Origin of the sequence: Nonomuraea sp. ZG12 (genome assembly GCF_052068115.1) — a bacterium.
Lineage (GTDB): Bacteria > Actinomycetota > Actinomycetes > Streptosporangiales > Streptosporangiaceae > Nonomuraea.
Genome location: NZ_JBQHCW010000014.1, coordinates 174,374 through 194,360, shown reverse-complemented (window position 1 = coordinate 194,360; position 19,987 = coordinate 174,374). Strand labels below are relative to the sequence as shown.

The window sequence follows — 19,987 nt, the reverse complement described above, 5'->3', positions numbered from 1 at the left end:
TCTTACGCCTCTTCGCTCGGCCGCAGGTAGACCGGCGGGGGGCGTTCGCAGGTGCTCGTGACGTTCACGGCGACGCCGGTGTGCGCCGAGGACAGCAACGCCTCCATGACGTCGAGCACGTGGAAGGCCAGCGCTCCCCCGGCACGGGGTTCCTGACCCGCCGGGGTCGACGCGAAGTCGGCCAGCCCGACCCCGCGCCCCGCCTCGGCGTAGCCCGCCGAGGCGGGGAGGTCCCGCCAGCCGTCCGGCCCCGACACCAGGACGGAGCCGTCGAAATAGTTGGGGTCGGGCACGACGAGTGAGCCCTTCTCCCCGTGCACCTCGATGTTGGACGCCCTGGTCGCCGTCCCGTCGAAGCTCATCACCAGGGTGGACAGCGCCCCCGAGGCGTGCACGAGCACTCCGGTGACGTGGGTGTCGACCGTGACCTGGATCTCCTCGCCCTGGCGCGGGCCGGAGCCGATCCTGCGCTTGGACCGGGTGCGGCTGGCCGCGCCGATGACCGACGCCACCGGGCCGAGCAGCGTCACCAGGCTGGTGACGTAGTAGGGGCCCATGTCCAGGAGCGGGCCGCCGCCCGGCAGGTAGTAGAAGTCGGGGTTCGGGTGCCAGCGTTCGTGGCCGGGCGTGATCATCGTCGCGGTGGCGGCGATCGGTGCGCCGATCAGGCCGTCGTCGATCGCCTTGCGCGCGGTCTGCGTACCGGTGCCCAGGACCGTGTCCGGCGCGCACCCCACCCGCACCCGGGCGGCGTCGGCGGCGCGCAGGATGCGCTCGGCGTCCTCCGCGGTCGCGGCCAGGGGCTTCTCGCAGTAGACGTCCTTGCCCGCCGCGATGGCCTGGAGCGCGATCTCGGCGTGCGCGGCGGGGATGGTGAGGTTGAGCACGACGTCGACGCGCGGGTCCGCGAGCAGCTCCGCCACGGACAGGACGTCGACCCCCGGGTAGGGGAGCACGGCCTCACGCGCCCGCTCGGGGTCCAGGTCCGCCACGGCCACCAGCCGCAGCCCCGGCAGCCGGTCGATGGTGGGGAAGTACTGGGCCGAGATGGCCCCGCACCCGACGACGCCGACGTTCACCGGCTGGCCCACGACATGCCCCTCTCGATGATGGTGCGCACGTTGTCGTCCTGCAGGACGTCGAGGCTGTGGCCCGGGGTCGCGACGAAGATCCTGCCGCTCCCCCACTGCCGGGTCCAGACGGCCGGCGAGGTGACCTCCCGGTGCCAGGGGTCCCAGGGGCGGATCTTCTGGGTCGTGGTGGCCAGCACGTCGATGTAGTCGTCCGTCAGCACCCAGTACTGCTCGGTGACGAGGTCGAAGTCGGCGATGCCCTTGGTGATGGGGTGATCGGCCGCCTCGGGCACCATGGTGACGGTGTACGGCACGAAATTGTGCTCCTGCGTGCCCATGCCCTCCAGCGTCGGGTCCTTGCCCGGATGGCAGGCGAACTGCCCGCCGATCAGGTGCAGATAGTCGGAGGAGTTGCGGAAGGAGTCGGCGATGCCCCCGTGCCAGCCCGCCATTCCGGTGCCGGCGCGAATCGCCGCCTCCAGGCCCTTGAGCTCCTCCGCCTGGATCGTGCCCATCGTGTAGCACTGCACGATGAGATCGACCCCGGCCATGAACTCCGCGTCCGCGTACGGGGCGGGAGATTCTGACCGGACGACCTCGAACCCGTTCTTCTCCAGGTAGGGGATGAAAAGCTCGGTGGCGGCGACCGGGACGTGTCCGTCCCACCCGCCCCGCACCACGAGAGCCTTCCGGCCGTGTTCGTCTGTCATGCGTTCGCCCATCGTTCAGCTGGATAACGACTCAAATCGTCGCATCTCATACCAAACCACGTAAGGGGCGTATCAGGACTTGGCGCAGAGGGCGGTGTCGAGGGCCTTCTCGACGTTGGCGCGGGCCGGCAGCGTGGTGGGCAGGTGGGTGACGGCGATGGCGGCGGCCCGGCCGTCGTCCGTGGCGGCGTTGGCGGTGTAGTAGCCGGGGATGGCGCCGCCGTGCCCCCAGGCGGTGCCGCCGCAGGTCAGCTTGACGCCGCTGAGGCCGAGCCCGTACTCCCCGCCGGGGCCGAGCTCCGGCACCTTGACCGTGGTGCGCATCTGCTTGAGCTGCTTGGGCTTGAGCAGCTTGCCGTCGAGGAGGGCGGTGAAGAAGCGGTTGAGGTCGCTGGGGGTGGAGATCATCTGGCCGGCGGTCCAGGCCTGGGACGGCTCGAACACGGTGACGTCGGTCATCGGCTTCTTCGGGTCGTCCCGGTGGTAGCCCTTGGCGTGCGGGGTGCGCACCCGCTCGTCGCCCACGTTCGGGAAGTAGGTCTCCTCCAGGCCGATCCGCTTGATCGTCCGCTCGGTGATCTCCTCGATCGCCGGGCGCTTGGTGACCCTCTCGATGATCAGGCCCGCGACGAGATAGTTGGTGTTGGTGTACATCCACTTCTTGCCGGGCTTGAACTGCGCCTTCTTCTTCAGCGCCATGTCCAGCAGGTCGCGGGGCTGGAAGTAGGCGTGCTGGTAGGGCAGGGCGCCCTTGGCCAGGAAGTCGGTGTACTCCGGCAGGCCGCTGGTGTGCTGCAGCACCTGCCGCACGGTGATGCGCCGCCCGTCGACGCCCTTGCCGCGGAGCAGGCCGGGCAGATAGGTCTCGACCGGGCCGTCGAGCTTGACCTTGCCCTCGCCGACCAGCTGCAGCAGGGTCACGGCGGTGAAGGTCTTGGTGTTGCTGCCGATGCGCACGTACCCGTCGGCCAGCACGGCGGTCCTGGCCTCCAGGTCGGCCACCCCGGCGACGTAGTCGCTCGTGCGCCCGCCACTGCCCTGCACGGCGGCGAGGGCCGCGGGAAACCCGTCCTTGCTCACCAGGTCGTCCAGGGCCCCCTGGACGGACGGCGTGGGAGCCGCGTCGGCCAGGACGGCGGTCGCGGCCGGGCCTGCCAGAACCGCGAGTGCGAGCACGGAGGCGCCGGTCAACCTCCGGGAGCGTGAATTCGTCATGGTGCAAAGCTAGGGCCGGGGGCGGGCCGCTTCGATCCCGCAGACGGGAGTCTCATGGTGGTGCCTGCTGTACCAAGAAGGCCTCCGGACGCGCCCGCCCGGAGGCCTTCCAGGAAGAGGTCACGCGGCGGCGAGCTCGGCGTCGCGCTGGACCTGCTCGATCTGCTTGTCACTGACCCGGAGGTCACCGAACTGCCGGACGGCCTGATAGTAGGTCCAGGCCAGGCCGTCACAGGTCGACTTGCGAATTCCGGAGTATCCGGCGCACACCTGCCGCATGTCGAAGTAGAAAGCGTCGTCGACGCGGCCCTTGTTCTGCGGGAATTGACTTACGGCCTTGTAATTGCGGTAACCGAAGTCGTGCCGCCGGCACGACATCCGGAAATCGAAACCGAGCGGCTGGTCGGGGCTGCTGGAGCACAGGTCCGTGGACCAGTCGAAGGTGTAGTCCGCCCACGACGCCTGCTGTTCCCAGGCCGACCGCCAGGAGGCAGCGCTGGGTGCGGTGGGCTGGGTGAATCCGGAGAGCGCGGCGAGCTTCTGCTCCAGCGTCACCGCGTGGGCCGGGGCCGCCGACGCGATGACGGTGACGAGGGAGAGGCCGGCCGAGGCCAGCGTGGCGCGGAATCGTCCGTTCATGGGAGACCTGCTTCTCGTAGGCCGGGGGGAACCCAAGTTTCCCTTGATCCCTCCCGATGAAGAAGCGATATGCCGAACGGGGCGGAAGCAGATCTCGATCAATTTCTTCTCGTCGGTTGGCCAACGACCGCCCTTTACATCGAGCCTCCTTTCTGTCAGCGGGCGTCGTCAGACGGCTCCGGGCCGGCGGGCGCGGGACGGCGCCCGGCCGGTCCAGCGCGGGCGCGGGCGCCACCTCGGCGCCGCCGGACACCCTCCGCAGGAGGGCCGTACCGCGCCCATTTGCGCTCTTCGGGAAGCACGTGGTACGTTGAACGAGTTGCAGTTGTGGTACCCATAAGGACTTGTGCGCACCTGACAGAACGCTTCAGGTGCGTTTTCTGTTTGCCGGTCATCTCCGGATGGGCTTATCCCAGCGACATGGGGGTTCGTGAAGTGCGGATCCCGTCTCTGCACCTATCAAAAGGAGATCGATATGGCAACCGGAACCGTGAAGTGGTTCAACTCTGAAAAGGGCTTCGGCTTCATCGCGCAGGACGGCGGCGGCGCCGACGTCTTCGCCCACTACTCCAACATCGTTTCCAACGGTGGCTACCGTGAGCTGACCGAGGGCCAGAAGGTCGCCTTCGACGTCGTCCAGGGCCAGAAGGGCCCGCAGGCGGAGAACATCGTTCCCGCCTAGTCACGGCACACGCTCCACAGCAGGGCCCGCACCTCTTCGGTGCGGGCCCTGCCTGCGTTCGGGGGCACAGAAGGGCGCTTTCAGCCCCGCTTCAGGAGGAAGCTGACTAAGCTCTAAGTGATCCAGATCACATGGAGGCAGCCCTTCAGATGCCCGACGCCCCCCAGCACGAGACGCCCCCTCCCGCGCCCGCGCAGCCGAGGTTCGGCACCACGAAGGCCGCGCTGATCGGTGCTGTGGCCAGCGCCGTCGTGACCGGGATCCTCGCGCCCTGGTTCGATCTGTTCAACCGGCTGCCCCTGCCTCTCAGGCTCTGGCCGCCGCTGGCCGTCGCGGTGCTCGTCGCGGGGCTGCTGCACATTCCGGCGTTGGGCCGCTTCGTCGTCGCGCACGCGCAGGCGATCCGGCTCGGCCTGTGGGCGCTGGCCGGAATGGCGCTGGTCGGCCTGCTGTCGGTGGTCGTCCAGGGGATCACGGCGGGCAGCCCCTGCCCGGTGCCGACCGAGTTGCGGCTGGTCACCGCACCGGAGAACGTCGTCCAGCTCAGGGAACGGTCCAGGCAGTACAGCGGGGAGCAGCAGCGGGACGGCTGCCCGTTGCTCCGGATGACCGTGGCCGCCGTGCCGCCGCCCGTCCACCTGCTGAACGCCTTCAACAGCGGCTGGGAGATGGAAGACCGTACCGGCCGGCCGTACGCCCGGCTGCACGATCTGCAGCCCGACGCCTGGGTCGCCACGTCGGCCGCCCAACCGGACGACCTCAGAGGGCGCGTGTCCGCGCAGCTGGGCGCGAACCTCCCGGCCGGCGAGGACCAGCTGGTGCTGGCCATGACCGAGGGCCGGAAGGCGGAGCTGGACAGGATCATGAACGATCCGGACGACTACTCCTTCGAGAAGGTGTGGACGACACTCACCACGGAGATGGGGATGAAGATCGCGCGCCCGTACCCCGAGACGTCAGTGGCGGCGCTGATCGCGACCCACGACCTGTTCGAGGGGCGTGGGCTGGCCGTGTCGGAGTACGAACAGGCCCCGGCGAAGTACCAGCGGGCCGAGCAGGACCTCGTCACCCACGGCCTCGGGGCGGACACGGTCAACTCGCTGCTGTGCGAGTTCGACCGCCTCGCCGACGAGCCCGCGCGTCAGTCGGGGACGGTGGCGGGACGGCCCAGCGGGCCCGGCATCGTCATGCTCGTGCCCGGCCACAGCGTGCGCGACTTCAACGACGATCGCGTCGAGGGCTGCCCGGACACCGGCCAGAGCCATGAGCTCGTCGGCGTGGGTCACCACGAGCTCAGCAAGCTCGACTACCAGTACGTCCCGGTGACCTGGGCAGGGCAGCGCTCGGCGGAGAAGGAAGCGCTGGTCGAGAAGTTCGGCCAGTGGCTGAAGAGCAAGCCCTTGTTCCACCACGAGTCCATCCCCGGCAAGGGCAGGGCCACCGCGCACAGCCTCACGACACTGAGCCAACTGCTGCTGGACAAGATCCGCACACCGGTCGACATGCGGCTGATGCTCGACGTCTCGGGCTCGGCGGCCCGCCCGGTCCGCGTCCAGGCCGCCGAGGCGCTGCGGGGCCAGGGCAGGATGCTCGGGCCGCGTGACGACGTCCAGGTGTTCGGCCTGGGCAGCAGGACCGAGCACGGCCGTGCGGAGGTGATCGACATCGCCTCCGGGCGCGCCCCCAGACTCGGCGCGGTGGCCACGGAGATCGAGAATGCCGAGTTCGACAGGTGGGACGCGCCGGTCTCCGCCGGGGTCAGGGAACTCGGCGAAGGCGACGGATCGGCGCCCGTGGTGTTGCTCACCGACGGCCGCCTGTTCGACAACGAGGGCGGCGCCGGTGCCGCCGAGTCGATCGGCGAGGCGCTGGCGGAGGCATCCGCCGTCTCGGGCCTGTACGTGATCGTCTTCGGCCCCAACGACTGCGCCGTGTCCAAGCTTCGCGGCACGTCGAAGCCGTACATGTGCGTGACGGCGAGCAGCACGCGCGAACCGATCGCCGACGCCCTCCTCACGGTGCGGAGGTGGCGATGAAGGCCCGGCCCGTGTGGGCGCTCCTGGGCGGCGCGGCGGTGATGTCGGTGATCCTGCTGGGCACGGTCCGCCTCCCGAGCCCCGCGCCCCTGCCCACCCCGGCGATCACCCTGGTCGACCCGGTCGTCGTGCCCACGACGCACACGGAGCACTGCGGCGGCAGCAACGAGCTCGTCGTGGCCACCGGCGACGACATCAGCACCGGCAGCATGCGGCGTGAGGTGTTCGACCGCTGGAACAGCGGGGACCGGCCGGAGAAGTACCCTCGGGTCAAGCTGCTGGAGCTCTCCGACAGCACCGACCTGCGGCGGGCCCAGATGGCGGCGGTGGCGCAGGTGGGCAGCTGCGAGTACGACGTGCTCGTGCTCGACGTGGCGTGGGTGGCCGAGTTCGCCCGGCACGGCTACATCGAGCCGATCGAGCTCGACGATCCCGGCCGGTTCCTGACGGGCCCGCTGAAGGCGGCGCAGATCGACGGGGACCAGTACGGCGTGCCGTTCGCCGCCGACGCGCTGCTGGAGTTCCGCCGCCTCGACCAGACCGACGGCGGCTACCTCCTGCAGCTGGACGACAAGGAGATCAGCACGATCAACTTCCTGGAGATGATCGAGTTCGGCGGCGGAAAGGCGCTCGACGGCGCCGACCGGACCGACGTGGTCCTCAGCGACGACGAGGACGCCACCTGGAAGGCGCTGACGACGCCCGAGATCGTGCCCTTCGCCGGGGACGCGAGAGACAGCGTGCCCGTCCTGCCCGCATCACTCCAGCTGGACGAGGACGCGAGCACCACCGCCTTCGAGGACGGCGAGATCGGCGACCGGCCGGTGTCCTACATGCGCAACTGGCCGATCGCCTTCCACCGGCTGGCCGCCGAGCCGCTGATGCGCCGCGACGACAAGCACCTGCTGTTCGAGGTAGCCGCGCCGAACCGGCCGGGCGGCGTCCTCGGCGGCTCGGTGCTGGCGATCTCCCAGCACATCCAGCCGAAGCACCGGAAACCGGCCAAGGAGCTGATCGAGCGGCTCACCAGCGAGCCGGTGCAGACCCGGCTGTTCGCCTGCGGCGGCTACGGTCCGGTGCTGACCAAGGTGTACGACGACTACCAGGCCGGCCACGGGGCCACCTGCCCGGACGAGGGCGGCTCCGAGACCACTCCCGTGAGCGAGGACGAGCTGGCCAGATTGGCCGCCGAGCTCAGGAAGTCGATCGACCTGGCCCGCCCGAGACCCAAGTCACCCTACTACGCGCAGTTCAGCGAGGCCTTCCGCACGTGCGCACGCGGCGCCTGGGAGACGAGGGTGCCGCGGGCCACGTTCTTCTCCACCGCCCCCGGCCTCCTGGAGGCGGCCCTGAACGGCAGAGTCCCCGCCGACGGTCCCTCGTGTTGACCGGGCTCAGGAGCCGGGTTCAACTGGTCTCGGACTGTCGTCTCGCAGCCGGGGGAATCCCATGCGGAGAATCCTGCTCGCCCTCGTCCTGGCCCTGGCACCGTGGGCGGCGCTGCCCGCCGCGGCCCAGGCCCGTCCACCAGCGGTCATCTTCGACACCGACATGGACTTCGACGACGCCGCCACGCTGGCGTACCTGTCGCAGGAGCACAAGGCCGGGCGCATCGACTTACGGGCCATCACGGTGACCAACAGCGGCGCGGGCCTGCCGGGCCGGGCGATCCGGCATGCCCGGTGCCTGGCCGAACGGCTCGGGCTGCGGAAGGTGCTGATCGCCGACGCGACGAGTGACGCGCCCAACACCTTTCCCGCCGAGCTGAGGCAGCTCTTCGACCGGGTGCTCACCGCGGCGACTCCCGGCTGCCCGGGCGACGAGACGCCGTCGAAGCTGCGGGCCCCCGACCTGATCAGGAAGCTGCTGCGGGCCAGACCGGCCACGCAGATCATCGCCACCGGCCCGCTCAGCAACGTGGCCGCCGCGCTGCCGTACTCCGCCTCCCGGCTGACCTCGATGGGCGGCGCGGTGAAGGTCGGCGGGAACCTGTGCTGCGGCACCCCGCCGGAGTTCGACGGCACGCAGGAGTTCAACTACTGGCTCCACCCGGCCGCGGCGCGGGCCGCGCTCACCCGCAGCGGCGGAAGCGTGCGCATGGTGTCGCTGGACGCCGCCAACGAGGTGCTCATCACCGACGCGTTCATCGACCGGCTGCGCGCCGACCAGAGCACGCCGGCCGCCGCCACCGTGCTGGAGATCGTCTCGCATCCCGAGGTGCGGCCGCTGATCGCCGACGACCTGCTGTACTGGTGGGATCCGCTGGCCGCGATGAGCGCCGTCCATCCGGGACACGTCGAGTTCACCGCCGGACGCCTCGATGTGGTGCTGGACGGGCCCTCGGCCGGGCGCACGATCCTGTCGCCCTCCGGGCGCCTGCTCTCGTACGGCACGGCGGCCGACACCGAGGCGTTCGAGCAGCGCTTCCTCGACACGCTGAACGGCCGGGGCTGAGTCATCGGCGGCGGTAGGCGAGGCGGCGCAGCAGGATCTCCGCCGGGCCCCGATGTCCGGCACGCCGCATCAGATCGGCGATCACCAACGACAGCAGCCAGGTCGCCACGGCCACCCCCGTGGCCCCCGCGAGCCCGAGCTCGTCCTGCAGCCCCAGCCCGAACGGGTAGAACACCGCGACGAACACGATCGACTGGAAGAGGTACAGGCTCATCGACCGCTGACCGAGCGCCTCGACCGCGACGGTCAGGCGGTTGCGCCGCCGCTCGGCCACGATGGCGATCAGCGCGATGCCCCCGGCCATGCCGAGGCCGCCGAAGTATCCGGTGAGCGGCTGCACGAGCGCCGTGATCCACACGGCGGCTCCCGACGGCGCCCAGACCCCGATCTGGACGAGTCCTGCGGGGACGGAGCCGGCGACCGACACGACCATGGTGATGACCGTGGCGCGGACCAGGAACGTCCGATGCCGCGTGGGCTCGTCCAGCACGCGTCGCCGCGCCGCCCACATGCCGAGCAGCACCCCGGGAATGACCATGATGACGCCCGCGACCAGGGAGTAGGGCCACAGCTCCACCCGGCCGGCGACCATCTCCCCCAGCCCGCTGGTGCCCGCCGCGATCGAGCCCGCGGCGTACGTGGAATTGCCCCGCGACAGCGGCAGCCACATGCCGAACCCGACCAGCGCGGTGGCGGGCACCATGGTCAGCCCCGCCGTCCACAGCAGGACGGAGTCCCTGACCCGCAACATGCCGACGAGCAGGACGGAGCTGAGTCCGTACACGGCGAGGATGTCGATGGGGACCAGCAGCGCCACGTGCGCGAACCCGAACGCGACCAGCCACCAGCCCCGGCGGCGCAGCAGCTTGCGAACGACCGGCCAGTCGCCGCCGCGCGCCGTCTGCCGGTGCAGCAGCTGCACCAACGCGTAGCCGAACAGGAAGGCGAACATCGGCCGGGCGTGGTTGTTGACGAAGAGCATGTGGAAGAAGCCGACCAGGTCGTTGAGCACGGCCGGGCCGCGGTCGACGGCGACCACGAACAGCGGCGCGTGCGCGAACGCGATGGCCAGCAGCATGCCGCCCCGGGCCAGGTCCGGGGCGAGCGCCCGCGTGGCGGTGTCGAGCTGGCCTGGTGGCGCTTGTGTCGACGTTGTCATGTCATGTCCCTCGTTCGAAGACCCTGGATCTCCGACGCTACGGACGGGATCGCGGGCCCGGAATGCGGATAGATGCCCGCGGGGGTGGACCTAGGCACAGGGCCCAGGTAGAACTTCGTCTTCGATGTTGACGATGTTCTGCGACTGCATTAACGTCGTCCATGACAGAGACGATGTTCAGGCGTGGTATCTATGGCAGTCCAGAGGAGGCCGGGCAGACAAGGTGGTGCGCCATGACCGAGCACTACCTCGGCGTGATCGGCCTCGCCGAGGCGCTGGGCGTGACCCGGCACGCGGTGCACAAATGGCGTTCCCGCCATCCTGGCGATTCGCGTCACCCGTTCCCCGAGCCGGACGTCGAGATCGACGGAGCTCCCGGCTGGCGGGCCGACCGGGTCGAGGAGATCGTGCGGTGGCGTGACGGGTTGCCGGGCCGGGGCGCGGGCGGCGGCCGTCCGACGGCCGCGCGCCAGGACTACTTCAAACGAGCGTTGATGCTCGGCCTGGACCGGGACGAGGCGATGCGGGTGCTCGCCACGTTCACCGAGGAGTTCCCCGAGATGACCGAGCCGGAGCTCTGCGCCTGGCTCATCGACAAGTGGCGCCCGTAACACACCCCTCAACGGCACGGAAGGCGATGACGCATGCCCGAAATCGGCGGGACCACCGCACCGGGATTCGACGGAGTACGCGAGGCGTTCGCGGCCAATCTGGCCGGCGGCCAGGAAGTGGGCGCGGCGGTCGCCGTCTACCTGCACGGCCGCAAGGTCGTGGACCTGTGGGGCGGAATCGCCGATCCACAGACCGGCCGCCCCTGGGAGCACGACACCCTGCAGGTCGTGTACTCCACGACCAAGGGCGTCGTCGCCGCCTGCGCCCATCTGCTGGCCCAGCGCGGCGAACTCGACCTCGACGCCCCCGTCGCGACGTACTGGCCGGAGTTCGGGGCGAACGGCAAGGAGCGCGTCCCGGTCCGCTGGCTCCTCACCCACCAGGCCGGCCTGCCCGCGATCGACCACCCGATCACCCCGGCGGAGGCCATCGCCTGGGAGCCGATGGTGACCGCGCTCGCCGCCCAGCGCCCGGCCTGGGAGCCGGGCACCGAGCACGGCTACCACGGGCTGACGTACGGGTGGCTGGTCGGCGAGGTCGTCCGCCGGGTGACCGGCCGCAGCATCGGCGCCTTCCTCGCGGCGGAGATCGCCGCGCCGCTGGGCCTGGACCTGTGGATCGGCCTGCCGAAGTCCGAGCATCACCGGGTCAGCCGGATCATCGCCGCCGTGCCCGACTTCGACGCCTTGTCCCGGATCGACCTGGCGGCCCTTCCCGAGCCCATGCGCGAGGTGATGGCGGCCTACGCCGACCCGACGTCGCTGACCGTACGCTCGATGAGCGTCGTGTCACCCCCGCTGGACCACAACGACCCCGCCGAGCAGGCCGCCGAGATGCCGTCGACCAACGGCATCTGCACCGCCCGCGCGCTGGCCCGCTTCTACGCCGCGCTCATCGGCGAGGTCGACGGGCACCGGATCCTCACCCCCGCCACCCTGGCGGCGGCGACCGCGGAGCAGGTCAGCGGCCTCGATCGCATCCTGCGCATCCCTGTACGGATCGGCGCCGGGTTCGGCCTGCCGACGCCCGATGCGTTCTGGTACAGCCCGACCGCCTTCGGGTTCCCCGGCATGGGCGGATCGCTGGGCTTCGCCGACCCGGCCACCGGGCTCGCGTTCGGCTACGTCATGAACCACGTACAGGAAGGCGTGCCGGACCTGAGAGCGGCCGGTCTCCTGGCGGCGGTCAGAAGCGCGTGCTGAAGAGCCGGGTGAAGGTCTCCTGGAAGTCGTTCCAGTCGCCGTTCAGGTTGCTCACCAGCAGGCGGGTGCCCTCGCGGTCGCCCATTGCGTACGACGTCGAGCCCTGGATGTAGCCGCCGCCTCCCCAGAGCGTGGCTCCGCCGGGGAGCCGCTGGGAGTAGACGCCGAGGCCGTACCGGGTGTCCGGGACCCAGCCGGAGCCGTCCGTCGGGACGGTGGTGAACAGCTCCTCCTGCTGGGCGGGCGGGAGGAGGCTGCCGCGCAGCAGGGCGCTGAGGAAGCGGTGCAGGTCGGACGTCGTCGAGACCATGCCCCCGGCGGCTCCGGCCCAGCTCAGGTCCGCGTCGGTCACGTCGTGGATCTCCGTGGGGCCGCCCGTCTCGTCCTGCTTGGAGTAGTGCCGGGCGTGCGGGCCGCGGAACGTCTGATCTCCGGTCGGCAGGTACGTCTCCGTCAGGCCCAGCGGACGGGCGACGTGGCGGTCGATCTCGGCGGCGAGGGTGGAGCCTGTCGCCTGTTTGACGATCATTCCGGCGAGGTCGTAGTTGACCTTCGAATAGATGAAGCGCTTCCCGGGGTCTTCCGGGCGCGGGGTCTCCTGGCCGGGGAAGGCGTCGGGGAGTCCGCTGGTGTGGTTGAGCAGCTGCCTGACGCCGATCGTGGCGCCGTCCGCGCCGAGGTGCTCCTCCACCACGCCGGGCAGCCACTTGGCCACCGTGTCGTCCATGGTCAGCCGGTCCTCGGCCGCCAGCCGCAGCACCACCGTGCCGACGAACGCCTTGGTGAAGCTGCCGATGCGGAAGTGCTCACCCGGTGAGCGCCGGCGACCGGTCGCCAGGTCAGCCACTCCCGCCGTGCCGAACCACGGCTCCGCCTGGCCGTCCCTGAGCTCGGCGACGACGCCGGGGCCACCACCGTCGGCGACGATCTGGTCGAGGGCGCGCTGGAGCGCGTTGTCTTTCAAGGGCATGCGAGCAACCTTAGTTGACTAATTCGGCGATAGTCAACATGAGTTGCTTGGGCTCCGCAGCCTGGCGCCCTCTCTTCCGGCGGGCCCCGCTCGACGGGTGCCCGCCGGACGGTGGGTACAGTGAAGGTGGTGCGCCGGGAAGTCTGGTCGGCAACGTCCGACTTGTACCCGAACATCCGGAGAGCCCCTTATGACCAACTCTGCCCCTTCGCGTCAGCCTGCCCTGCTGGGCCGGGGGTCGTGGACCGAGGCCCGCCGCGTCACCGCCATCCTTCGCAAGGAGACCGTCGGCGGGGCGTTGCTCCTGATCGGCGCGGTGGCGGCGATGATCTGGGCCAACTCCCCGTGGGCGGACGCCTACGAGTGGCTGCGCGACGTCCACGTCGGCCCGGAGGCGCTGCACCTGAACCTGAGCCTGGCCGCCTGGGCCGGCGACGGCCTGCTGGCGATCTTCTTCTTCGTCGCCGGGCTGGAGCTCAAACGCGAGTTCGTCGCCGGTGACCTGCGCGACCTGCGGCGGGCCGCCGTCCCCATCGCGGCCGCGCTCGGCGGGGTGATCGTCCCGGCGGCGCTGTACCTGCTCATCACCCAGGGCGTCGCGGGCGCGGGCAAGGGCTGGGCGATCCCCACCGCCACCGACATCGCCTTCGCCCTGGCCGTGCTCGCGGTCATCGGCCGGTTCCTGCCGACGGCGCTGCGCACCTTCCTGCTCACCCTCGCCGTGGTCGACGACCTCATCGCCATCGTCATCATCGCGCTGTTCTACACCGACCACCTGTCACCGGTCCCGCTGCTGGCGGCGCTGGCGCCGTTGGCGCTGTTCGCCGTGCTGGTGCAGCGCCGGGTGCGGTCCTGGTGGCTGCTGCTGCCGCTGGCCGTCGCGGTCTGGGCGCTGGTGCACGCCTCGGGCGTGCACGCCACCGTCGCGGGGGTGCTGCTGGCCTTCGCCGTCCCGGTGGTGCGCAGCGAGAAGGCCGGCGGCCCCGACGCCGGGCCCGGCCTGGCCGAGCACTTCGAGCACCGCTTCCGCCCCCTCTCCGCCGGGGTGGCCGTGCCGGTGTTCGCGTTCCTGTCGGCCGGGGTGGCGCTGGGCGGGCTCGACGGCCTGGCCGGCGCGTTCGGTGACCCGATCGTGGTGGGGGTCGCGGTGGGGCTGGTGGTGGGCAAGCCGCTCGGCATCATGGCCGCGACCTGGCTGACCGCCCGCTTCACCCATGCCGACCTGGACGAGGACCTGACCTGGGTGGACATGCTCGGGCTGTCGGTGCTGGCGGGGATCGGGTTCACCGTGTCACTGCTGATCGGCGAGCTGGCCTTCGGGGTCGGCGCCGACGAGCACGTCAAGGTGGCGGTGCTGGCCGGGTCGGTGGCGGCGGCGCTGCTGGCGGCGGTGATCCTGCGCGTGCGCAACCGGGTCTATCGGCGCATCCACGAGCTGGAGACCGCCGACCACGACCACGACGGCGTGCCGGACGTGTACGAGAGCGACCGGGTCGGCTGACCTTCTTCATGCGGATTCGTGGTGAAAGGCCTTCCTTGTGACCATCTACACCTCTGCCGCCGGTGAGCGACAGGTCCGCCGCTGGTGCCAGGAGCGGCTGGACGCCTGGTCGGCTCCCCACCAGGTGCACACGCTGGGGACCGGCCTGGGGCCCACGACGGTGGTCATCGCCGGGCGGGGGCCGGGTGTCCTGCTGTTACCGGGCACGAACTTCTGTGCCGCGACGCTGCTGGAGGTGGCTGATGCGCTGCTTCCCTCCCACCAGGTGATCATGGCTGACCTGCCGGGCCAGCCTGGCTTGAGCGCCCCTGCGCGACCCGGGCGAGGACACCTGGCCGCCTACGGGGGCTGGGCCGGGGAGATCGTCGACCAGGTGAGCCCTGGGCCGGTCGTCCTGGTGGGGCACTCGCTGGGCGCGGCCGTGGCGCTGGCGGCGCCACCCGGGCCGCGTATCTCGGGGCTGGTGCTGCTCTCCCCTGCCGGACTGAGCCGGGCGCGGCTGACCCCTGCGCTGCTCGGGGCCACCCTGCCCTGGCTGGTGGCGCCTACCGTGGGGCGCAGTCAGGCCCTGCTGCGGTACATGAGCGGTACGGCGCACCGGGCGGCGGACTGGCTGGCCGAGTGGATGACCCTGGTTGCCCGCCACAGCCGCACCAGCCTGGCCCCGCCGCCGCTGCCCGCCCCTGTCGTACGCCGCTGGGCCGGCACGCCTGCGGTCGTGGCCACCGGAGCCGAGGACCGGTTCTATCCACCCGGCTGGATCAGCGGCGCGGCGCGTGAGTTGCTGGGGTGTGAGGTGGTCACCGCGCCTGGACTGGGGCATCTGGCGCCGCACGAGGACCCCGCCCTGCTGCCCGCTCTGCTGAGCCGCCTGCCGACCACACCTGGCTGAAGCGCAGGCGAAGGCTCGTGGACATCCTCCCTGGCCGAGAACCTCGCCGCCATGATGACGGTCACGGCCGAGGGGCGGCAAGTGTGGCTGGACGGTCCGGATCGGGTCATCGGGTGACGCGCGCCAGGTCTCTGCGCCCGGCGCGCTTCCCCGTTGTGGCCGATCCTCATTGAAGGGCGAATCCCAGACGTCCCTCCGTCCGCTGGCCTTCGCATCCGGGGCTGGCAGAGATGAAGTGGTCGCCGTTGCGTGGAATCTGGCATCGGTAGAGGGCGATGGACCCGGGCACCTGCTCGGTATGGATGTGGCCGACCGGACCGAGCGGGCGCTGGCCCTCGCAGCCGGGCTCGCGGGTGAGCAGATTGTGGCCGCCGACCTGGCATTCGTACAGCGGGACGGTGCCGGTGACCTGGTCACGGTGCAGCCGCCAACTGCCTTCGGCGGTGAAACCGGGCGGCAGGAGGCGAGAGGAGGCCCAGTGACCTCGGGTGGGATGGTTCGCCCGGGTGAGCTTGGTGTACGGCAGGCTTTCGAAACCGCATGAGAGCCGGCGCGGGGTCAGGTCGTTGCGGTTGGCCAGCGCCCAGGTGGCCCAGGCGGGCTTGGCGGTGCCGTCGGGGTTGCGCAGGCCGAGGGCGAGCCCGCCGGCGACCTCGTCGGGGTGATCGCTCATGCGATGGTAGACGTAGTTGACGATGCCGGGGGTGGCGAGAACGTTACGGAAGGAGTCGCAGATCGCGGCGGCCTGACGCTGCGGCGAGGACGGGCTCAGGGAGTTGACGCCGCTTTCGGTGAGCTGCACCTGCGACCACGCGGAAGTCCGGCCGGGGAAGGTGGCGCGCAGCCAGCCCACCAGCGTGCCCAGGTTGCCGTAGGTGACGTAGGGGTAGTCGTCGGTGGAGAACGCGTCGCTGCGCAGGTCACGCGCATACGGGTGGAAGGCCACCCGCCACTGTCTGGCGCCGGCCCGCTCAGCCAGCCCGCGCAGGACCGTCTGCCCGGCGAGGGTGGCGTCCGCCGCGGCGGGTCGCTCCAGCTCCGGGCCGAACTGGTGGTCCAGCGAGATCAGCGCGTGCGCGTGGGGTTGTGCGGCGACGATGCGGTCGTAGGCGGCGTTGTAGGTCGCCGAGATCTCCGCCAGCCACTGCTCCCGGTCGCATGCGGTGCCCTGGCCGCAGCCGATGTCGAACCAGACGTTGCTGTTGACCTCGTTGCCGATGACGAAGTCGGCCACCCGGCCGTGGTCGTGCAACCCGTCGTATCGTTCGGCGAGCATGCCGGCGAAGCGGCCGTAGTCCGCCGCGTCGGCAGGGGTGCAGAAGATCTCGAACCCGGGAGCGGCAGGCGAGCACGCCTTGCCGGCACGCGCCCAGGCCGGCGTGCCGTACACGATGCCGGTGACCACGAGCCCGCGCTCGCTCCAGTCGCGGATCTCGGCGTCCACGGCAGCCGGCACGGCAAAGCAGCGGCCGTCGTACTCCTGCTCGCTCGCGGCGCAGGGCGCCTGTTTGATCTGCGGTTCCCAGTGGGCCCACACCAGGTTGATCGCCACGCCGCCGGTGTTGTTCCCGGCTATTTCCGCCTTGTCGGGCCAGAAATCGGGCTGGATGGATTTGATCCGGTACGCGTCTCGTACCGGGTACGGGAGCGTGATGCCGCTCGCCTGCGCGGCGTTGGGCACCAGTGCGGTCAGGAGAAGGGCGCCGATGCACAGCCACCATCGATAGGCCCGCATAAAGGGTCCTCTCATGAAAAGGGTGGAGATCCGCGTCGCTCGATCCGCGGCGCAGATCTCCACCGAGATCGTCAGCTCGACGGGATGGCGTCCAGGACGCGGGTGGGGATCACCTGCACGTTGCTGGACTGCTGCGCCGCCGTCCTCCGTCCGCCGTTGATCAGCCACACTGATGCCGAATCGGGGGATTTGACGTAGGTGCCGTCGGCGATCTGTTCGGTCAGCCCGTCCCAGACGCGGACGGGGATCACCTGCCGCGGCTTGTCCTTGTAACCAGAGGCGACGAGCTCATCCATCGTGTGGAACTCAACCTTCGCACCACCCACAATGGCGGCCTCCGAGGTCGAACCCGCCTTGACAATCCGCGTCCCATCACCGATCTGCCTGGTCAGCCCATCCCAGACCCGAACCGGGACCACCTGCCGCGGCTTGTCCTTGTAACCAGAGGCCACGAGCTCATCCATCGTGTGGAACTCCACCTTCGCACCACCCACAATGGCGGCCTCCGAAGTCGAACCCGCCTTGACAATCCGCGTCCCATCACCGATCTGCCTGGTCAGCCCATCCCAGACCCGAACCGGGACCACCTGCCGCAGCTTGTCCTTGTAACCAGAGGCCACGAGCTCATCCATCGTGTGGAACTCAACCTTCGCACCACCCACAATGGCGGCCTCCGAAGTCGAACCCGCCTTGACGACCCGCGTCCCATCACCGATCTGCCTGGCCAACCCATCCCAGACCCGAACAGGGACCACCTGCCGCAGCTTGTCCTTGTAACCAGAGGCAACGAGCTCATCCATCGTGTGGAACTCAACCTTCGCACCACCCACAATGGCGGCCTCCGAAGTCGAACCCGCCTTGGCAACCCGCGTCCCATCCCCGATCTGCTCCGGCAGGGCGTCCCAGACTCGAGGTGGCAGGATGTGCAGTGGTTTGTCCACATAACCGGCGCCTTCGAGCTCCTCCATAGTGCTGAAAGGCACCTTCGCCCCACCGACGACCGCCCCCTGCGCGGTGTTGCCGGCCTTGCCGATACGGGTGCCGTCCCCGATGTCGTTGGGCAGCTCGTTCCAGACGCGAGCGGGCACGACGTACAACGGGTCATCGCCGTAGCCGGCAGCGTTGAGCTCCTCGATGCTGGCGAAGGGCACCTTCGCGCCGCCGATGATGGCCGCCTGTGCCGCCGAACCGGCGTTCTTGATCCGCGTCCCGTCCGCGATCTTCTCCGGAAGGGCGTCCCAGGTGCGGGAAGGGACGGTCCATACGGGCCGGTCACCGTAGCCGGAACCGTTGAGCTCCTCGATGCTGGCGAAGGGCATCTTCGCCCCGCCGACGACCACGGCCTGCGAGGTCGAGGCCCCGTTCTTGATCCGGGTGCCGTCCATGATCTGTGTCGGCAAGGCGCTGAAAGCCCGCTCAGGGATGGCTCGGACCTTGGAGGCCCAGTCGGTGCCGAACCCGGCGTCGATGACCTCTTGCGGGCTGCCGAAGTTCACCCTGGCCGTACCCATGATGGCGGCCACTGGGGTGGACCCCTTCGAGCCCTGGACGAGGGTGCCATCCTGCGGAACCGGTGGTAGCGCATTGAGGTAGCGGGCGGGGACACCACGCACGTGCGATGCCCAGTTGGTGCCGTATCCGGCGTCGATGACCTCCTGCGGGTTGGCGAAGGGGATCGCGGCGCCGCCCAGCAGCATCGCCACCGGCGTGGAAGTGCCACCCGCCGCGCCCTGTACCAGGGTGCCGTCGGCCGGGGTGCGCCTGATCGTGTTGTAACTGTTGGCGGAGATGGCCACCACCCTGCCGGCCCAGTCAGAGCCGTACCCGGCGTCGATGACCTCCTGCGGGGAGGCGAACGGGATGAGGGCGCCGCCGACCGTGACCGCTACCGGAAGGTCGGTGGTCCCGGCTTTGGCCTGCACCAGGTTGCCGTCGGCCGGACTGTGGTTCATGTGGTCGCGGGCGTCGACCGACCAGTTGGACACCTTGACGGGGGTGCCACAGGTCACCGGCGCCGCGCAGCTGTCCTGCCAGATGGGGGCTCCACCGACGAACATGTGGACCCTGCCGCGCTGGTCCACGACGGTGACGCCGTTACGCGGGGTGGCGGGGCCAGCGTTGATCACGGCCTGGGTGGTGGGCCGTGGGGTGGTGGCGCAGATCCCGTCGGCGCAGGTCGCCTGCCAGATCGGTGCGCCGCCCACCATCTTGTACACCCTGCCGGTGTCGGTGGTGGACAACAGTGTGCCGTCAGCCAGACCACGCACATCGGTCACTGGAATCGGTCCTGATGCCGGTGGAGGAGTCCCACCGGCCGGCGGTTGCCCCCCGCCCCCGCTCCCGCCTTCTGTCGCGGCTGGGTTGACCATGCCTTGTGATGGGCATTTAGTCGCGCCCATCGGGAGGGGGAAACTCCAGTTACAGTCGTATGAGACGGTCGGGATATAGGCGGAACGCAGATCCATTTTCTTCATCGGCGTACACCACCAGCCGAAGAACCACCATTTATCCAGGTAGGTTTCATTGTAGTAGACGATCCACCATCTGCGGACCATGGGGCGATGCCAGAGACCCCTGTGGGCGTCTACCACCGGGGAATAATTTATCTTCTGGCGATGAGTCTTTGAGATGCTGGTCTCATGATGGATATTTACGGTGGCGTTGAAGATTTTCGCAGCCTCGCCACCGGTGCCTCCAGCGTCGAAACTCGTTGTCGTTGAAAGAGTCTCGCTCCACTCGTACTCTATCTGCTTCGCCAAGGGCCTGGAGTCCCAGTTTTCCACTGCCGAACCATTGTGATTGGCAGGAACGTTCTCCTCGACCTTCGCCATGATTCTGGAGAGCCGATCGGTCTCCGTAGTGGCACTGCAGGGGTAGGCCGCCGATGCGGCGCCCCTGCCCTGCAAGGGCATACTGGCCGCGGCCGGCTTCGGCATGCCGAAGACCTCTGCCATCAGCCCGGTCACCAATAGTAAGATGAGCGTGGTGACCGCGCGGCCATTACGTATCTTCATGCGTCTCCATTGATAGGTCACCACTTTCCGCCAGTGCGGCACGAACGTTTCGGCACTTGAAATCGTCCGACGAATGGCTCCACCACGCCGCAC

At 69.8% G+C, this 19,987-nt stretch carries 16 protein-coding genes; 8 read left to right on the top strand and 8 right to left on the bottom strand.

Annotation, left to right across the window (positions count from 1 at the left end; genetic code table 11):
- Nucleotides 1-2 precede the first annotated feature (2 nt).
- From ACTMTF_RS31690 to ACTMTF_RS31675, 4 genes are all read right to left on the bottom strand, one after another.
- Nucleotides 3-1,091 (bottom strand): Gfo/Idh/MocA family protein, encoded by a 1,089-nt coding sequence (locus tag ACTMTF_RS31690; protein WP_441113964.1) that lies wholly within the window; start codon nucleotides 1,089-1,091, stop codon nucleotides 3-5.
- Nucleotides 1,076-1,783 carry a ThuA domain-containing protein gene (locus ACTMTF_RS31685; protein ID WP_441113963.1) on the bottom strand — a complete coding sequence of 236 codons (708 nt, stop codon included), beginning with the start codon at nucleotides 1,781-1,783 and terminating at the stop codon, nucleotides 1,076-1,078. The genes ACTMTF_RS31690 and ACTMTF_RS31685 overlap by 16 nt, the downstream gene beginning before the upstream one ends.
- 72 nt (nucleotides 1,784-1,855) lie before the next feature.
- The gene (locus tag ACTMTF_RS31680; RefSeq protein ID WP_441113962.1) at nucleotides 1,856-2,998 is read right to left on the bottom strand and encodes a serine hydrolase domain-containing protein; all 1,143 of its coding nucleotides are present in this window, start codon (nucleotides 2,996-2,998) and stop codon (nucleotides 1,856-1,858) included.
- Between the two features lie 120 nt (nucleotides 2,999-3,118).
- Complete coding sequence (locus ACTMTF_RS31675; RefSeq protein WP_441113961.1) at nucleotides 3,119-3,637, bottom strand: phospholipase; 519 nt, start codon at nucleotides 3,635-3,637, stop codon at nucleotides 3,119-3,121.
- A gap of 475 nt (nucleotides 3,638-4,112) precedes the next feature.
- Between ACTMTF_RS31675 and ACTMTF_RS31670 the strand changes: the two genes are divergently transcribed.
- The 4 genes from ACTMTF_RS31670 to ACTMTF_RS31655 all read left to right on the top strand — a co-directional run bounded on the left by ACTMTF_RS31670 (nucleotide 4,113) and on the right by ACTMTF_RS31655 (nucleotide 8,809).
- Nucleotides 4,113-4,319, top strand: coding sequence for a cold-shock protein (locus tag ACTMTF_RS31670; RefSeq protein ID WP_055509312.1), 207 nt, complete (start codon nucleotides 4,113-4,115; stop codon nucleotides 4,317-4,319).
- A 149-nt stretch (nucleotides 4,320-4,468) separates the two neighbouring features.
- Nucleotides 4,469-6,355 carry a hypothetical protein gene (locus ACTMTF_RS31665; protein WP_441113960.1) on the top strand — a complete coding sequence of 629 codons (1,887 nt, stop codon included), beginning with the start codon at nucleotides 4,469-4,471 and terminating at the stop codon, nucleotides 6,353-6,355.
- Nucleotides 6,352-7,743, top strand: coding sequence for an extracellular solute-binding protein (locus ACTMTF_RS31660; RefSeq protein WP_441113959.1), 1,392 nt, complete (start codon nucleotides 6,352-6,354; stop codon nucleotides 7,741-7,743). Before ACTMTF_RS31665 ends, ACTMTF_RS31660 begins: the two co-directional genes overlap by 4 nt.
- Before the next feature lie 61 nt (nucleotides 7,744-7,804).
- Nucleotides 7,805-8,809: a nucleoside hydrolase gene (locus ACTMTF_RS31655; protein ID WP_441113958.1), complete on the top strand. Its 1,005-nt coding sequence runs from the start codon at nucleotides 7,805-7,807 to the stop codon at nucleotides 8,807-8,809.
- Between the two features lies 1 nt (nucleotide 8,810).
- On the opposite strand, the gene ACTMTF_RS31650 is transcribed toward ACTMTF_RS31655, so the two are convergent.
- A complete protein-coding gene (locus ACTMTF_RS31650; RefSeq protein WP_441113957.1) occupies nucleotides 8,811-9,968 on the bottom strand; it encodes a DUF418 domain-containing protein in 1,158 nt (385 codons plus the stop codon).
- A 233-nt stretch (nucleotides 9,969-10,201) separates the two neighbouring features.
- On the opposite strand from ACTMTF_RS31650, the gene ACTMTF_RS31645 reads away from it, so the two are divergent.
- Complete coding sequence (locus ACTMTF_RS31645; RefSeq protein WP_441113956.1) at nucleotides 10,202-10,579, top strand: hypothetical protein; 378 nt, start codon at nucleotides 10,202-10,204, stop codon at nucleotides 10,577-10,579.
- Nucleotides 10,580-10,612: 33 nt separating this feature from the next.
- The gene (locus tag ACTMTF_RS31640) at nucleotides 10,613-11,782 is read left to right on the top strand and encodes a serine hydrolase domain-containing protein (protein WP_441113955.1); all 1,170 of its coding nucleotides are present in this window, start codon (nucleotides 10,613-10,615) and stop codon (nucleotides 11,780-11,782) included.
- On the opposite strand, the gene ACTMTF_RS31635 is transcribed toward ACTMTF_RS31640, so the two are convergent.
- A complete protein-coding gene (locus ACTMTF_RS31635; protein WP_441113954.1) occupies nucleotides 11,766-12,752 on the bottom strand; it encodes a serine hydrolase domain-containing protein in 987 nt (328 codons plus the stop codon). The genes ACTMTF_RS31640 and ACTMTF_RS31635 overlap by 17 nt on opposite strands.
- A 190-nt stretch (nucleotides 12,753-12,942) precedes the next feature.
- On the opposite strand from ACTMTF_RS31635, the gene nhaA reads away from it, so the two are divergent.
- Together nhaA and ACTMTF_RS31625 are read left to right on the top strand one after the other, a co-directional pair.
- A complete protein-coding gene (gene nhaA / locus ACTMTF_RS31630; protein ID WP_441113953.1) occupies nucleotides 12,943-14,253 on the top strand; it encodes a Na+/H+ antiporter NhaA in 1,311 nt (436 codons plus the stop codon).
- A gap of 37 nt (nucleotides 14,254-14,290) precedes the next feature.
- A complete protein-coding gene (locus ACTMTF_RS31625) occupies nucleotides 14,291-15,145 on the top strand; it encodes an alpha/beta fold hydrolase (RefSeq protein WP_441113952.1) in 855 nt (284 codons plus the stop codon).
- Nucleotides 15,146-15,311: 166 nt separating this feature from the next.
- Here ACTMTF_RS31625 and ACTMTF_RS31620 read toward each other — a convergent pair whose 3' ends face one another.
- Nucleotides 15,312-16,880 carry a DUF5722 domain-containing protein gene (locus ACTMTF_RS31620; RefSeq protein WP_441113951.1) on the bottom strand — a complete coding sequence of 523 codons (1,569 nt, stop codon included), beginning with the start codon at nucleotides 16,878-16,880 and terminating at the stop codon, nucleotides 15,312-15,314.
- Nucleotides 16,881-16,951: 71 nt separating this feature from the next.
- Nucleotides 16,952-19,894 carry a hypothetical protein gene (locus ACTMTF_RS31615; protein ID WP_441113950.1) on the bottom strand — a complete coding sequence of 981 codons (2,943 nt, stop codon included), beginning with the start codon at nucleotides 19,892-19,894 and terminating at the stop codon, nucleotides 16,952-16,954.
- Nucleotides 19,895-19,987: the final 93 nt, after the last annotated feature.